Source organism: Chelatococcus sp. KU-N122 (assembly GCF_055391085.1).
Genome location: NZ_AP043981.1, coordinates 3,544,923 through 3,560,488 on the forward strand (window position 1 = coordinate 3,544,923; position 15,566 = coordinate 3,560,488).

Here is a 15,566-nt window from a genome sequence, read left to right on the forward strand (position 1 = left end):
CGATGAGCCCCTTCAGCGCCGAGGGGCGGCTTGTCGTGCCGCCGCCCGTCCGGGCGCGGCTCAGAAAACGGTATGGAAGGGCTGTAGATGTGTCAATAGGACTTCTCTTCGATTGCGCAGGAGAAGCCGCTACGGAGCGCGGACGGCGGTCGGATCCCGCCGGCGCAGGGCCATCAGGGCGCCTTCAGCTTGACGAGGGTCTTGCCGAGATTGCCGCCTTGCAGCATGCGGATGAAGGCCGCGGGGGTCTGTTCGAGCCCGTCCACGATCTGCTCGCGGCCCCTGATCCGGCCTTCCCGATACCAGCGGCTCATGTCGGCGACGGCGTCGGCGTGCCGCGCCTCGTGGTCGCGCAGCAGGAAGCCGCGCACGCTCAGCCGTTTGGTCAGGAGGGCAAACCAGCCGGGCCCGGCGACCGGCGCCGTGGCGCCGTACTCGGAGATGAGCCCGCACACCACCACGCGGCCGAAGTCGTTCATCAGCGGCCAGACGGCGTCGCGCACCGCACCGCCCACGTTGTCGAAGTAGAGGTCGATGCCGGCGGAGCAAACGTCGGCGAGCTGCCGCGCGAAGTCGGCGGCGCGATAGTCGACGCTGGCGTCGAAGCCGAGCTCCTCCGTCACGTAGCGGCACTTGGTGGCGCCGCCGGCGATGCCGACGACCCGGCAGCCCTTGATCCCGGCGATCTGCCCCACCGCCGACCCGACCGCGCCCGCCGCAGCCGACACCACCACGGTGTCGGACGCCTTCGGCGCCCCGATGTCGAGCAGGCCGACATAGGCCGTCATGCCGGAGACGCCGAGCGCGCCGAGCCAGACCTGCTCCGGCGCGACCGAAGCGTCGATCCGGCTGGCGCGCGCCCCGTCGGAAACGGAGTACTCCTGCCAGCCGGCATCGGTGGAGACCACGAGGTCGCCTTCCCGGAAGGCCGGATGGCGCGACGCCCGCACGCGGCCGACCGCCTGGCCGTAGATGACGCCGCCGATCGGCAGCGGCGGCGCATAGGAGCGGGAGGCGCCCATGCGGATGCGGGCGGCGGGCGCCAGGCCGAGATAATGGTGCTCGAGCAGGAACTCGCCGGCGCCGGGATCGGGGATCTCGCCCGAGACCAGGGCAAAATTGTCCGGCGTGGGCAGCCCCTCGGGCCGGCTGGCAAGGACGATCTGTCGGTTCATGGGGACTGGCCGTGGTTGTGCGTTCGGAGGGGGACCGGGCGCAGCCTCGCGCGCTGAGCGCCGCAATATAGTCCTAAAATGCGTACTATAAATTTTGACGCCGGACTAGCCACCTTGACGGCGCGCCGGTGGCTTGCTGCGTCTTGGGGTGCGCGGCGTCGCCGCCCAGCGCGCCATGCCCTGCCGTGGCCGCAGGCCGAGCTGCGGGGTGCGGAACGGGCGCCGCTCCTGTCCTCTCAGCGGCGGCGTTGACGTCCCTTCCGCGCCGGCATCGCGCGCTGGTTCCGATCGCCGTCCGCGGGCAGCAACGTCTCGATGAAGCGCACATGATCCTCGCGCAGGGCTTCGGCCGCCTTGAGGATCATGCGCCGATTGCGGTTGAACATGAGCTCGATGGCCAGGCCGCGGACGGCGGCGATCATCAGGCGGCTGTGGACCAGCAGGCGCGCGTGGTCACCAATCCCGGCTCCCGTCGCCATCTGCGCGAGATCGGCATCGATGACCTCCTCGACGTGGGCGGCGACCGGCTCGAGGCGCTCGGCCAGGCCGGGCTCCCACCGGGCTGCCAGCAATATCTCGGTCAGGGCGAGGGCCGGCGGCTCGCGCTGCAGCTCCCAGAGCACGTCGGGAAGCTGGATCAGACCGAGCGCCGGCGTCGCCAGGGCATCGAAGCGGGCCCGTCCGGCGTCCACCATCTGCTCCATGGCGTAGCGCGCGGTCGCCTCCATCATGTCGAGCCGGGTCTGGAACTGATGCAGCATGGAGCCACGGCTGACGGCGGCCAGCTCGGCGACCGCCTGGGTCGTCGTCGCCCCGTAACCGCGGGTGCTCAGGCACTGGGTGGCGGCTTGCAGCAGCCGCAGGCGCGTGTGGGCGCCCCGACCGGTCAGGGGACGATGCCGGACCACCGCCGACGCCGGATCCGCTCGCGTTCGCATGGGCACTCCTCCTCCGCTTCGCCTAACGCATTTCGTCATCGGATGGGCCCATCCACCAGCGACACGCTCTAGGCTAGATCGACTAGTCACGATAGACTAGTTTCGCCGATGCAGGACACGAGATCCTGAGCCCATTAGGCAAGGAGGACGACGTTTCATGGCTGGGACCAAGCTTCGTTTTGGCGCGTTCATCGCCCCGTTCCATCCGCTCGATGAAAACCCGACGCTCGCCATCGAGCGGGACCTGGAGCTGGTCCAATGGATGGACCAGCTGGGCTACGACGAAGCCTGGATCGGCGAGCACCACTCGGCCGGCTACGAGCTCATCGCCAGCCCTGAGCTGTTCATCGCGACCGTGGCGGAGCGGACCAGGCGGATCCGCCTCGGCACCGGCGTCTCCTCGCTGCCGTACCACCATCCGCTGATGCTGGCCGACCGGATCAATCAGCTCGACCATATCACCCGCGGCCGCGTCATGTTCGGGGCCGGCCCCGGCGCCCTGCCGTCGGACGCCCACATGATGGGGATCAAGGTCGCCCAGCAGCGCGACATGATGGACGAGGCGCTGGAGGTGATCGTCGCCCTGCTGCGCGGCGAGACGGTGACGCGCAAGACCGACTGGTTCACGCTGGAGGAGGCGCGCCTGCAGCTGACGCCGTACTCCAGGCCGTCGGTCGAGATCGCGGTGGCAAGCCAGGTCTCCCCGACGGGCGCGCGCGCGGCCGGGCGGCAGGGCCTCGGCCTGCTGTCGATCGGGGCCACGTCGGTCGGCGGCTTCAATGCGCTCGCGTCCAACTGGGCGATCTGCGAGGAGATGGCCAAGAGCCACGGCCAGACGGTCGACCGGTCGGGCTGGCGCCTGGTCGGGCCCGTGCATATCGCGGAGACGCGTGAGCAGGCGCGCCAGAACGTCCGCTTCGGCCTCGACAAGTGGATCTACTATTTCCGCGAGGTGGCGGCGCTGCCGCTCGCCCCCATGGAGGGTGACCCGGTCGACGCGCTGATCGCCTCGGGGCTAGCGGTGATCGGCACGCCGGACGACGCGATCGCCCAGATCGAGCGGCTCGAGCGGCAGTCCGGCGGCTTCGGCGCCTTCCTCCAGCTCGCCCACAATTGGGCGCCGTTCGAGCAGACCAAGCGCTCCTACGAGCTGATGGCGCGCTACGTCTTCCCGCGCTTCCAGGAGCTCAACACCAATCGCCAGGCCTCGCTCGAGTGGGCGCGCGACAATCATGCCGCGCTGCTCGCCGAGCAGGTCCAGGCGGTCGGCAGCCGCGTCGTCCAGCACATTCAGGAAAAGGGCACCGCGAACATCAGCCCCGAGATCCTGGCCATGCTGCCGGGGCAGGGGCCTGCCAACCCGGCCTGATGCGCGTCGCGGGTGACACCCCCCATCGCAAGGACGTCCCCCGATCCCAGTCCCGACGCGTCGGCGCATGTCCCGATCAGGTGAGCCCATCTGGTCGGGGCATGCTTTTGTGGGGGCGGGGCGCGCGCCGTCCGGACGCCCGCGCCGCCGTTGTCCGGGCCGAGCCGTCGGCCGCGCTGCGGGTCACGACGGTGCTTGCGCGTCGATAACATAGCTGATAGTCGCATTAATAGGTTTAGTCGGGTGACGCCGCGCCCGCCGGCGTGGCGCGCGACGGCGGCGAGCCGCCGCGTCGCCCGGCCCGGACCCGCATGTTTCAGCAGCGGCGGCTCAGCCCGGCGGTGTCCCACGGGGGCTTGCCCGGCGGCAGCGGAAGGACAGCCAGCATGATCGCATTCGACAGCCCGGCGGCGCTCGCGAGCCGGGCGGGGGAGGCCATCGGTCCCGGCGATTGGACCGCCGTCACCCAGGAGATGATCGACCGCTTCGCGGATGCGACGGGCGATCGGCAATGGATCCACGTCGACGTCGAGCGCGCCAGGCGGGAGTCGCCGGGCGGCACGACGATCGCCCATGGCTATCTGCTGCTGTCGCTGCTCGGTGTCCTGCAGCCCACTATCTACACCGTAAAGGCATCGCGGATCCTGAACTACGGCATCAATCGTCTGCGCTTCCTGGCGCCGGTGCCCTCCGGAGCGCGCATCCGCCTGAGCGAGACCGTCAAGAGCGCCGAGGCGGTCTCGGGCGGGCTGCGCATCGCCACGGAGGCGACGATCGAGCTGGAGGGATCGTCGAAGCCGGCACTGATCGCAGAGATCGTCTTCCTCTACTTCGATTGACTGGCCGTTGTTGGCGGGACGTGTTCCGCCTGTGCCGATCCGGAGACCATCGCGTGACTATCAACGGCAAGGCTTATATCGCGGGTGCCTACGAGCATCCGACGCGCAAGGCGTCCGACAAGACGACGGCCGAGCTCCACGCCGAGGTCGCCAGGGGCGCCCTCGACGACGCGGGCTTGTCCGTCGCTGATGTCGACGGCTTCTTCTGCTCCGGCGATTCGCCCGGGCTCGGGCCGCTGAACATGGCGGAGTATCTCGGCCTGCGCGCCCGGCATGTGGATACGACGAACACCGGCGGCTCGTCCTACATCGTCGCCGTCGACCACGCGGCACAGGCCATCGCGATGGGCAAGTGCTCGGTGGCGCTCATCACGCTGGCGGGCCGGCCGCGAAGCGAGCCCCAGTCGCCCGCCGAGATCTCGTACCTGACCGATCCGGGGGTGCCGGACGTGCCCTACGAGACGCCGTTCAGGTCGACCATCGTCAACCTGTACGGCATGGTGGCGCAGCGCCACATGCATGAGTTCGGCACCACCAGCGAGCAGCTCGCCTGGATCAAGGTCGCCGCCTCCCATCACGCCCAGCACAATCCGCATGCGCTGCTGCGCGAGGTGGTGACCGTGGCCGACGTGGTGGGCTCGCCGATCATCGCCGATCCGCTGCATCGTCTCGACTGCTGCGTCGTCACCGACGGCGGCGGCGCGCTGGTCGTGGTGGCGCCGGAGATCGCGCGCCGCCTGAAGCGGCCGCTGGTCAAAGTCAGAGGCGCGGGCACCGCGGTCAAGCACTCCGACGGCGGCAAGGTCGACCTGACCTACTCCGGCACGATCTGGTCCGGGCGCGCCGCCTTCGCTGAGGCTGCGGTCACCCCCCGGGACATCAAGTACGTCTCGATCTACGACAGCTTCACCATCACCGTGCTGATGCAGCTGGAAGATCTCGGCTTCTGCGCGCGCGGCGCCGGCGGGCGCTTCGTCAGCGACGGCAATCTGATCTCCGGCGTCGGCAAGCTGCCGTTCAACACCGACGGCGGCGGCCTGTGCAGCAACCATCCGGCCAACCGCGGCGGCATGACCAAGGTGATCGAGGCGGTCCGCCAGCTGCGCGGTGAAGCTCATCCCGCCGTGCAGGTACCGAACTGCGACCTGGCCCTCGCCAACGGCACCGGCGGCTACCTCGCCGGACGCCACGGCAGCGCCACGCTCATCCTGGAAAGGGTCTGATCATGGATGCGGTCCGTCCGGAGGCCCAGGCGGCTCCCTACTGGCGCTCGACCAACGGCAAGCTGCTGCTGAAGCGCTGCAAGGCCTGCGGCGAGCTTCACCACTATCCACGCCCCCACTGCCCGTTCTGCTTGAGCGCCGACACCGAGTGGGTCGAAGCCGAGGGACGCGGCACCGTCTATTCGTTCAGCGTGACACGCCGGGGCGCGGAGCCCTACGCCATCGCCTTCGTCACGCTGGCGGAGGGCCCGACGCTGCTGACCAACATCGTCGACACCCCGCTCGACAGTATCGCCATCGGCCAGCCTGTCGATGTCGTCTTTCGGGACGTGGACGGCATCGCCGTGCCGATGTTCCGACCGACGTCCCCGGGCTGAGGCCGGGCGTCGGGACCGCTTCTCGATCGGGCGGCGGGGCAGTATCGGCTCACTGGCGGCAGCTATTCGCACGCACACATCTCGACGGGGCAGGTTCTGCCGTCGTTGAGGCGGTTGGGCCCCACCCCCACCAGTCCCTTCCGCTTCGCACGGGACAGCCTCCCCACAAGGGGGAGGCCGTTCGGTTGGCCGCCGGCCCCACTTTCCCACGCTTGAAAATGAGGCTCCTCCCTCCCACGAAGTGGCGGGGAGGGGTAGGGGTGGGGGGCGGTCCAGCTGCTTTGCGCTTTCAGAACAAGATCTTACAGGACGGGCGGAGCCCACTCGCGGATGGCTCGGGTTTGGTATAAAACCGACCAGCCGTTTTAATTATGAAAACCTATTGACCGCACCTTAGGCCTCATGGTTGTCTCTGCCTGGACGCTGCAAGGCCGAGGCACCCTGGCCCTCCAAAAAGACGCAGCGTAAGGGAGACGTGACCAGGGATGACGCAAGTCATACAGATCTTCATGAGCGGACTGGCCGAGGGGTGCATCTATGCGCTCGTCGCGCTGGGTTTCGTGCTGATCTACAAGGCAACGGAGATGGTGAACTTCGCGCAGGGCGATCTCATGATGCTCGGCGCCTTCGTCGGTTACTTTCTGATCGTCAGCCTGGGCATGAACTATTGGGTGGCGCTGCTTGGTGCCGTCCTGATCATGGCCGTGCTCAGCTACGGGCTGGATGCGTTCGTGCTGCGGCGCGTGATCGGCCAGCCGCAGTTTGCCGTGGTCATGCTCACCATCGGCCTGGGCTTCGTGTTCCGGGCCGTCGCGTCGATGATCTGGGGCGCCAACCCGCTCGCCTTCTCGACGCCGTTCACCGATGGAACCACCAGTATCGGCGGTGCACCGGTGCCCGACGTCAGCCTGTCGATCGTCGCGGGCACGGCGATCCTGTGCGCGCTGCTGTTCGCCCTCTTCCAGTACACCTCGGTCGGTGTGGCCATGCAGGCCGCTTCGCAGAACCAGTTGGCCGCCTACTACATGGGCATCCCCGTCAAGCGCATCTTCGCGCTGATCTGGGCCATCTCCGGCGGCGTGGCCGCGGTCGCCGGCATCCTGCTGGCGCCGCTGACGCTGATCGACACGTCGATCGGCTTCCTCGGCCTCAAGGCATTCGCCGCCGCGGTGCTCGGCGGCTTCGGCTCGATCCCCGGCGCCCTGGTCGGCGGCATCGCCATCGGGCTGATCGAGCAGTTCTCCGGCGTCTACCTGATGGACGGCTTCAAGGACATCGCCGCCTACGTGGTCCTTCTGCTCGTCCTGTTCGTCAGGCCGCAGGGGCTCTTCGGAGCAGCCGGCAGAAAGCGGGTGTGACGCCATGCGATATCAGTTCAAGACGCGCTATGACCAGGACATCGACCTGTTCGTCGATGCGCCGCAGCGCAACTGGTACCTGCTGCTGCTGCTCGGGCTGTGCGCGGCGCCGCTGGTGCTCGAGCAATTCTGGCTGGGCGAACTCGCCTACGTCTTCATTCTGTCGATCGCCGCCGTCGGGCTGATGCTGCTCACCGGCTATACCGGACAGGTATCGCTCTGCCACGGCGCCTTTCTCGGCATCGGCGCCTATGCCTATGCGGTCCTGCTGCAGCGCGGCGTGCCGTTCTTCGTCGCGGCGCCGGCCGCGAGCCTGGTGACGGCGGCCGTGGGCGCCGCCATCGGCTTTCCGGCACTGCGGCTGGTCGGCATCTACCTTGCCATGGCGACCCTCGCCTTCAATTTCATCGTCGAATACGTGTTCGTTCACTGGGACAGCGTGACCGGCGGCTTCTCCGGCTTTGCCGTGCCGCAGCCAACCATCTTCGGGCTGTCGATCGTCGAGTATCCGCTCTTCTACTACCTTTCGCTCGCGGCCCTGCTGCTGGCGCTGCTCATCGCCAACAACATCATGCGGGCGCCGACCGGGCGGGCGCTGATCGCGCTGCGCGACAGCGAGGTCGCCGCCCAGTCGATGGGCGTCAAGCTCGCCCGCTACAAGACCATCTCGTTTGCCCTGTCGGCCGGTCTGACCGGCTTTGCCGGCGCCCTCTTCGCCCACAAGATCGGCTATCTGGCACCGGACGCCTTCGGCATCCTGCTGTCGATCCAGCTGCTGCTGATGGTCGTGGTGGGCGGGCTGGGCTCGTTCCGCGGCGCCATCTTCGGCGCCATCTTCGTCGGGGCTCTGCCGTCGATCATCGCGCTGCTGCGCGACTACCTGCCCCAGACCATCGCGCGCCAGCCGGGGCTGGAGCCGGGGCTGTTCGGCCTGATCCTGATCGGCTTCATCCTGTTCGAGCCGCACGGCATCGAAGGGCGCTGGCGCAAGATCAGGCTCTTCTTCTCGCAGTTCCCCATGTACCGCGTGGCCACATTCAAGAAGCAGAAGAGCTTCACCAAGTCGGAGCGCTTCCGGTGATCGCGCTCGAGGCCAAGGACCTTGCGCTCCACTTCGGCGGCATCAAGGCCGTCGACGGGATCAGCTTCCAGGTGCCGCAGCGCAGCGTGTTCACGCTGATCGGGCCGAACGGCGCCGGCAAGACGACGGTGTTCAACCTGATCAGCCGGATCTACGATCCCACCGCCGGCCGCCTCGTCTTCGAGGGGCAGGACATCACCACGGCGCCGGCCCACGACATCGCCAGGCTCGGCATCGCGCGCACCTTCCAGAACATCGAACTGTTCGAGAATGCGACGGTGCTCCAGAACCTGCTGCTCGGCCGCCACGCCCATGCTGCCGGCAACGTGCTGGCGGAGCTCATGTTCCTCCCGGGCGTGCGCCGGCGCGAGATCGCGCACCGGGAGGCGGTGGAGCAGGTCATCGAGTTCCTCGACCTGCAGCCCCACCGCGACACGCTGATCTCCGGCCTGTCCTACGGCGTGCGCAAGATCGTCGAGCTCGGCCGGGCGCTGTGCACCGAGCCGCGCCTGCTGCTGCTCGACGAGCCCTCGTCCGGCCTGAACCCGGAGGAGACCGACGACCTCGTGTTCTGGATCCAGGATATCCGCGACATCCTCGGCATCACGGTGCTGATGGTCGAGCACGACATGGGGCTGGTCAGCAAGGTGTCCGACCACGTGCTCGCGCTGAACTACGGCCAGGTGATCGCCAGCGGCACGCCCAGCGCCGTCAAGAGCGACCCGCAGGTCGTCAAAGCCTATCTGGGGGGCTGAGCCATGCGCGAGCCGCTGCTTCGGCTGTCCAATATCGAGACGTTCTACGGGCCGATCCGGGCGATCCGCGGCGTCTCGCTCGACGTGCACGAGGGCTCGATCGTGGCGGTGCTGGGGGCCAACGGCGCCGGCAAGACGACGATCCTCAAGACCATCTCCGGCGTCATGGATCCGCTCAAGGGCACCGTCGTCTTCGAGGGCCGGGAGATCCAGGGCCAGGATCCGGATCGGGTCGCCCGGTCGGGCATCGCCCACGTGCCCGAGGGCCGCGAGACGTTTCCCTATCTCACCGTCCGCCAGAACCTGCTGATGGGCGCTTATGCCCGCAGCGACCGGGCCGCCGTGCCGGGCGATCTGGACATGGTCTACGCCTATATCCCCCGGCTCAAGGACCTGAGCCAGCGCATCGCCGGCTCGATGTCCGGGGGCGAGCAGCAGATGCTGGCGATCGGCCGCGCCTTGATGAGCCGGCCGCGGCTGCTGCTGCTCGACGAGCCGTCGCTCGGCCTGTCGCCGCGGCTCGTCGGCGAGATCTTCGAGCTGATCAAGCGCCTCAACGGTGAAACCGGGCTGACCATTCTCGTCGTCGAGCAGAACGCCGGCACGGCACTCGCCACCTGCCACTACGGCTTCGTCCTGGAGCTCGGGCGCATCGTCATGGAAGACACCTGCGAGAACCTGATCAGGAAGGACGACATCAAGGAATTCTACTTGGGGATGAAGGACGACGGCGTGCGGCAGGGGCGGCGCTGGAAGCGGCGCAAGACCTGGCGCTGATGACCCAAGACCGCCGACAGGTGAGCAAATGACCATTGCGACGCAGGCAGCTCTGGACGTGCCCGACGCGCGGGCGCCGCACGTCCCGGCCTGGGATGGGATCGATCCGCGGATCCGCGCGATCATCGAGGTGGAGACCCTGCCGCGACTGTTCGCGGCGTGCACGCGCCAGCGCGGCGACGCCATCGCCATGCGCAAGAAGGAGTTCGGCATCTGGCGTGGCGTGACCTGGCGCCAGTATGGCGAACGCGCCCGCCACGCCGGGCTCGGTCTCGCCTCATTGGGCGTCGGCCGCGGCGAGGTCGTCTCCATCATCTCCGAGGGCACGCCGGAGTGGCTCTATGCCGAATTCGGCGTTCACGGCATCGGCGCGGTCTGCAACGGCATCTACACCACCGACAGCCCCAAGCAGATCGCCTACATTCTCGACGACAGCCGCTCCGTCGCCTGCATCGTCGAGAACGAGGAGCAGCTCGACAAGGTCCTCGAGGTGCGCGACCGCTGCCCGGCGCTGCGCGCCATCGTCGTCATCGACATGAAGGGCCTCCATCATTTCAGCGACCCGATGGTGATCAGCTTCGCCGAGCTTCTCGCGCGCGGCGAGCAGTATGGGCGCGAGCATCCGGCCTTCTGGGACAGGGAAACGGAGAAGACGCGGCCCGAGGACATGGCGGTCCTCATCTACACGTCCGGCACGACGGGCCCGCCGAAGGGCGCGGTGCTGACCCATCGCAACATCGTCTTCAAGATCGAGAACGAGACGCAGCTGCTGCGCCAGTCGAGCAGCGACTCGCTGCTGAGCTTTCTGCCGCTGAGCCACATCGCCGAGCGCTCGTACTCGTCGTTCTTCCCGCTGAAGACCGGGGCCGTCGTCAACTTCGTCGAGAGCGGCGAGACGATGGCGGCCAATTTGCAGGAGGTGCAGCCCACCATCCTCTTCGCCGTGCCGCGCGTGTGGGAGAAGTTCCACTCCGGCGTCGTCCTGCGCATGAAGGAGGCGACGCTGCCGGGCCGGCTGCTGTACCAGGCCGCCATCGCTCTGGGCCACAGGCTGGTGGAGCGCCGCGCGGCGGGCATGCGGCCGCCGCTGGCGCTCCGGGCCGCCTACGCCGTGGCGAGCCGCCTCGCCCTGGAGAACGTGCGGCGCTCCATCGGCATCAGCCGCTGCCGCTATCTGGTCACCGGGGCGGCGCCGATCGCGCCGGACGTCATCAGATGGTACATGGCGCTCGGCCTGGACATGCGCGAGGCCTACGGCCAGACCGAGAGCGCGGGCATGATCACCTGCACGCCGCCCGGCTCCGCCAAGCTCGGCACGGTCGGCAAATGCGTCCCCAACGTCGAGGTGAAGCTCGGCCCGGCAGGGGAGATCCTGGCTCGCGGACCCAACATATTTGCCGGCTATCTCAATCAGCCCGCGAAGACCGCGGAGACCGTCGTCGACGGCTGGCTGCATACGGGCGACGTAGGCGTAATCGACGCCGACGGCTGGATCCGTGTCGTCGATCGCCTGAAGGACATCATCATCACCGCCGGGGGCAAGAACATCACCCCTTCGGAGATCGAGAATCAGCTGAAGTTCAGCCCCTACATCTCCGATGCGGTGGTGATCGGCGACCGGCGCAAGTTCCTGTCCTGCCTCATCATGATCGACCAGGACAATGTCGCCCAGTTCGCCCAGGACAACGGCGTGTCCTTCACCAATTTCGCCTCGCTCTGCCGCGCCCAGGCCGTACAGGACCTGGTGTCGGACGAAATCGAGAAGGTCAATCGCAATTTCGCGCGCGTCGAGACGATCAAGAAATTCAGGTTGATCGACCAGTTACTGACGGCGGAGGACGACGAGTTGACGCCGACGATGAAATTGAAGCGCAAATACGTCAACGACAAGTACCGGGAGCTGATCGACGAGATGTACCGGGAGGCCGCCGGCTGATGGCGTCGCGTGGGGATCTTGAGGGAGAGGTTCGTGTTGCGTCATGGCGCGGGTCGCGCCCGACCATGACGCCGTGGATGACGCAGCCCGGCGACGCGCCGAGTGCGAACTGAATCACAGGCGCGCCGGACGCGCCGGTAGACAGGAGACTTGAGCTCATGACAACACGTTTGGACGGCCGTGTGGCCATCGTCACGGGAGCAGGCGCTGGCCTCGGCCGCGCGCACGCGCTGCTGCTCGCGCAGCAGGGCGCGAAAGTGGTCGTCAACGACCTCGGCGGAGCGGTCAACGGCGTCGGCGGCGACCAGTCGGCCGCCGACCGCGTGGTCGCCGAGATCAAGGCGGCGGGGGGCGAGGCCGCGGCGAACTACGACTCGGTGGAGACGCCGGAGGGCGGCGCCGGCATCGTCGACACGGCGCTCAAGCGCTTCGGGCGGCTCGACATCCTGGTCAACAACGCCGGCATCCTGCGCGACAAGAGCTTCGCCAAGATGGACCTCGCCGATTTCGAAAAGGTGCTGAAGGTTCACCTCTTCGGCACGGCCTATTGCACCAAGGCCGCCTGGCCGCTCATGGCCGAGCAGAAGTACGGCCGCGTCGTCGTGACGACATCGGTGGCGGGCACCAGTGGCAACTTCGGCCAGGCCAACTACGCGGCCGCAAAGCTCGGCCTGGTGGGCTTCATGAATGCCCTCGCCATCGAGGGGCAAAAGAACAATGTCCTCATCAACGCGGTCTCGCCGGGCGCCAACACGCGGATGACGGAAGGGCTCGTCGGCGACGCCATCTCCGCCTTCATGGGTCCGGAGAACGTGTCGCCGGCGGTCGCCTGGCTCGCCAGCGAGGCCTGCAACGTGACCGGCACGATCATCACGGCCGCCGCCGGCGGATTCGGCCGCCTGCACTATTTCGAGACGGCGGGCGTGCAGTTCGATCCCAAGCAGCCGATCACCGTGGAGATGTTCGCCGAGCGCTTCGCCGACATCTACGGCCTCGACGCCGTCGTGCCCAGCACCGCCGGGCCGGCCGGCTACATCGACCAGCGCCTGAAGAACGCAGGTTTTCTCTGAGCGGACGCGCTCGTGCGGCCATCGCATCCGCTGGCCGCACGAGCGCCGGACATGCCGCCGTGCCGGGCGTGGCGCGCCCGCCGGCGTCTCGTGTGCTTACAGCAAAAAGGGAGGGGAGTGTCATGTTCGTCAAGGCCTTCGGCGTCGCTGTTGCGGCTTGCATCATCGCCGCGCCGGTGCACGCCCAGTCGCCGGTTCGCGGTGTCACCGACAACGAGATCCTGCTCGGCTCGGTCACCTCGCTGAGCGGCCCGGCGGCGTTCGCCGGCGTTGCCGAGACCGCGACCCTGCAAATGGGGATCGACGAGATCAACGCGGCCGGCGGGATACACGGCCGCAAGCTGCGCCTTATCGCGGAGGACGCTCAATACCAGGTGCCGCGCGCCGTGCAGGCGGCCAACAAGCTGATCAGCCGCGACAAGGTCTTCCTCATGGTCGCCAACATCGGCACGCCGATGAACCTCGCGATCTTCCCGGAGCAGTTCAAGGCCAACATCCCGAACATGTTTCCGGCCTCGCAAGCACGGCAGATGTGGGAGCCGTTCGATCGGCTGAAGTTTGCGGCGACATCGGGCTACTACGACCAGACTCGTGCCGCCATCGTCTGGATGGTGCGGACCAAAGGCAAGAAAAACGTTTGCGCGCTCTACCAGGACACCGACTTCGGCAAGGAAACGCTGGACGGGGTGAAGGACCAGGCGGCGGCGTCGGGCATTCCAGTCGTCGAAGCCGCAGGATATCGGCCGACCGATACGGACTTCACAGCCCATATCCTGAAGCTGCGGGCGGCGAAGTGCGAGGTCATCATGCTCGGCTCGCTGGTTCGCGACGCCATATTGGCCTATACATCAATTCGAAAGCTCGGATGGTCGGACGTCGACGTCGTGGCCAACTCGCCCGGCTACGACCCGGTCGTTGCCGCCGCCCCGGGCATGGATGGATACTACGCGACCACGTCGGCTCTCGTCCCTCTTCGCGACGAGGCGCCTCCGCCGGTGCAGAAATGGATCGACGAGTACAAGAAGCGGACCGGCAGCGACGTCAGCACGTCCGCCATCAACGGCCAGGTGGCGATCGACCTGATCCGCATCGGGCTGGAGAAGGCTGGCAAGGACCTGACGGTGGACAAGTTCATCGCCGCCATGGAGAGCATCAAGGACTATCACGACATGTTCGGCGGGCCCGTGCAGAACTACAGCGCGACGAACCACCAGGGCACCCGCTCGTCGTTCCTGACCGAGCTGAAGGGCGGCAAGTTCATCCCCGTCAGCAAGGACGCGATCGACTACAAGGATTAGCGGTGCTGCACACACATTGTGGCAGTATGAGTCATGATGATGGCGTGAGTTTTTAAGTCGATGGATGGCCGGGTCAAGCCCGGCCATGACGTTGAGAGTAAAAGCTTCCGCGGCCCCCGTCATGGCCGGGCTTGACCCGGCCATCCATCCGCTGAAAGAAACGCTCCATGGATATCCACTATACGCCGGACGAGATCGCCTTTCGCGACGAGGTCCGCAGCTTTATTGCCGAAAACCTCCCCAAGGACCTCGCCGCGCGGGCGCGGGCCATGACGCACCTGTCCAAGGACGACATCGTCGCCTGGCACAAGATCCTGCATCGGCGCGGCTGGTCGGCGCCGGGCTGGCCGAAGGAGCACGGCGGCCCCGGCTGGACGCCGATCCAACGCCACATCTTCGACGCGGAGACCGCGGCGGCCGATGCGCCACCGTTGTCGCCGTTCGGCATCAGCATGGTCGGGCCGGTGATCTATACCTTCGGCTCGGCCGAGCAGAAGGACTTCTACCTGCCCCGCATCCTGTCGATGGAGGACTTCTGGTGCCAGGGCTATTCGGAGCCGGGCTCCGGCTCCGATCTCGCCTCCCTCCGCACCAGGGCCGACAGCGACGGCGACCACTACGTCATCAACGGCAGCAAGATCTGGACGAGCAGCTCGCACCGGGCGGACCGCATGTTCTGCCTGGTGCGGACTGATCAGGCCGCCCGTCAGCAGGAGGGCATCTCCTTTGTCCTCATCGACATGACGACGCCGGGGATCACGGTCAACCCGATCATCTCCATCGACGGCGGCCACGAGCTCAACGAAGTCTTCTTTGAGAACGTCCGCGTCCCCAAGGCCAATCGCGTCGGCGAGGAGAACAAGGGCTGGACCTATGCGAAGTTCCTGCTCGGCAACGAGCGGTTCGGCATCGTCGAGCTCGGACCGACGAAGCGGCGCCTGCAGCGGCTGAAGGAGATCGCGCAGCGCAAATCGGCCTTCGGCGCGCCGCTGATCGAGGATGACGCGTTCAGGACCAGCCTGGCCGGATTGGAAATCCAGCTGCTGTCCCTCGAATACATGCTGCTGCGCGGCTTGTCGGCCCAGAGCGCTGGGCGCGATGTAACCGCGCAGGCGAGCATCCTCAAGATCAGGGGCACCGAGATCCTGCAGGCGGTCACGGAGCTCACGGTCGATGCGCTGGGCTACCTCGGCTTGCCCTATGAGCACGGCAACGACGGCTCCGGCCAATCGCCTTACGCGCCGGCTTACGCCGACGGACGCATGGAGGATTTCCTGTTCCGTCGTGCGGCAACGATCTACGGCGGCACGAACGAGATCCAGCGCAACATTCTCGCGAAGATCCTCCTCAAGTAGCGGTTACGGGCAGGT

Annotated in this window: 14 protein-coding genes; 12 read left to right on the forward strand and 2 right to left on the reverse strand. The window is 67.3% G+C overall.

The window, feature by feature from the left end; translation table 11 throughout:
• Nucleotides 1–173 precede the first annotated feature (173 nt).
• Nucleotides 174–1,175, reverse strand: a complete 1,002-nt coding sequence (locus ACZ5PO_RS15825; protein ID WP_464195085.1) for an NADP-dependent oxidoreductase — start codon at nt 1,173–1,175, stop codon at nt 174–176.
• A gap of 236 nt (nt 1,176–1,411) precedes the next feature.
• On the reverse strand, nt 1,412–2,113 hold the full coding sequence (locus ACZ5PO_RS15830) for a TetR family transcriptional regulator (RefSeq protein ID WP_464195087.1): 702 nt from the start codon (nt 2,111–2,113) through the stop codon (nt 1,412–1,414).
• A gap of 157 nt (nt 2,114–2,270) precedes the next feature.
• Here ACZ5PO_RS15830 and ACZ5PO_RS15835 point away from each other — a divergent pair, with 157 nt between their 5' ends.
• The 12 genes from ACZ5PO_RS15835 to ACZ5PO_RS15890 all read left to right on the forward strand — a co-directional run bounded on the left by ACZ5PO_RS15835 (nt 2,271) and on the right by ACZ5PO_RS15890 (nt 15,551).
• On the forward strand, nt 2,271–3,482 hold the full coding sequence (locus ACZ5PO_RS15835) for an LLM class flavin-dependent oxidoreductase (protein WP_464195089.1): 1,212 nt from the start codon (nt 2,271–2,273) through the stop codon (nt 3,480–3,482).
• A 386-nt stretch (nt 3,483–3,868) separates the two neighbouring features.
• Nucleotides 3,869–4,321: a MaoC family dehydratase gene (locus ACZ5PO_RS15840; protein WP_464195091.1), complete on the forward strand. Its 453-nt coding sequence runs from the start codon at nt 3,869–3,871 to the stop codon at nt 4,319–4,321.
• Between the two features lie 53 nt (nt 4,322–4,374).
• On the forward strand, nt 4,375–5,544 hold the full coding sequence (locus ACZ5PO_RS15845) for a thiolase domain-containing protein (RefSeq protein ID WP_464195093.1): 1,170 nt from the start codon (nt 4,375–4,377) through the stop codon (nt 5,542–5,544).
• Nucleotides 5,545–5,546: 2 nt separating this feature from the next.
• The gene (locus ACZ5PO_RS15850) at nt 5,547–5,921 is read left to right on the forward strand and encodes a Zn-ribbon domain-containing OB-fold protein (protein ID WP_464195095.1); all 375 of its coding nucleotides are present in this window, start codon (nt 5,547–5,549) and stop codon (nt 5,919–5,921) included.
• A gap of 485 nt (nt 5,922–6,406) precedes the next feature.
• On the forward strand, nt 6,407–7,279 hold the full coding sequence (locus ACZ5PO_RS15855; protein WP_464195097.1) for a branched-chain amino acid ABC transporter permease: 873 nt from the start codon (nt 6,407–6,409) through the stop codon (nt 7,277–7,279).
• 4 nt (nt 7,280–7,283) lie between these two features.
• Nucleotides 7,284–8,360 carry a branched-chain amino acid ABC transporter permease gene (locus tag ACZ5PO_RS15860; RefSeq protein WP_464195099.1) on the forward strand — a complete coding sequence of 359 codons (1,077 nt, stop codon included), beginning with the start codon at nt 7,284–7,286 and terminating at the stop codon, nt 8,358–8,360.
• On the forward strand, nt 8,357–9,115 hold the full coding sequence (locus tag ACZ5PO_RS15865) for an ABC transporter ATP-binding protein (protein WP_464195101.1): 759 nt from the start codon (nt 8,357–8,359) through the stop codon (nt 9,113–9,115). The genes ACZ5PO_RS15860 and ACZ5PO_RS15865 overlap by 4 nt, the downstream gene beginning before the upstream one ends.
• Nucleotides 9,116–9,118: 3 nt before the next feature.
• The gene (locus tag ACZ5PO_RS15870; RefSeq protein ID WP_464195103.1) at nt 9,119–9,892 is read left to right on the forward strand and encodes an ABC transporter ATP-binding protein; all 774 of its coding nucleotides are present in this window, start codon (nt 9,119–9,121) and stop codon (nt 9,890–9,892) included.
• A 28-nt stretch (nt 9,893–9,920) separates the two neighbouring features.
• Nucleotides 9,921–11,828, forward strand: coding sequence for an AMP-dependent synthetase/ligase (locus ACZ5PO_RS15875; RefSeq protein ID WP_464195105.1), 1,908 nt, complete (start codon nt 9,921–9,923; stop codon nt 11,826–11,828).
• A gap of 158 nt (nt 11,829–11,986) precedes the next feature.
• Nucleotides 11,987–12,898 carry an SDR family oxidoreductase gene (locus ACZ5PO_RS15880; protein ID WP_464195107.1) on the forward strand — a complete coding sequence of 304 codons (912 nt, stop codon included), beginning with the start codon at nt 11,987–11,989 and terminating at the stop codon, nt 12,896–12,898.
• A gap of 122 nt (nt 12,899–13,020) precedes the next feature.
• Nucleotides 13,021–14,196 (forward strand): ABC transporter substrate-binding protein, encoded by a 1,176-nt coding sequence (locus ACZ5PO_RS15885; RefSeq protein WP_464195109.1) that lies wholly within the window; start codon nt 13,021–13,023, stop codon nt 14,194–14,196.
• 167 nt (nt 14,197–14,363) lie between these two features.
• Nucleotides 14,364–15,551: an acyl-CoA dehydrogenase family protein gene (locus ACZ5PO_RS15890; protein WP_464195111.1), complete on the forward strand. Its 1,188-nt coding sequence runs from the start codon at nt 14,364–14,366 to the stop codon at nt 15,549–15,551.
• Nucleotides 15,552–15,566: the final 15 nt, after the last annotated feature.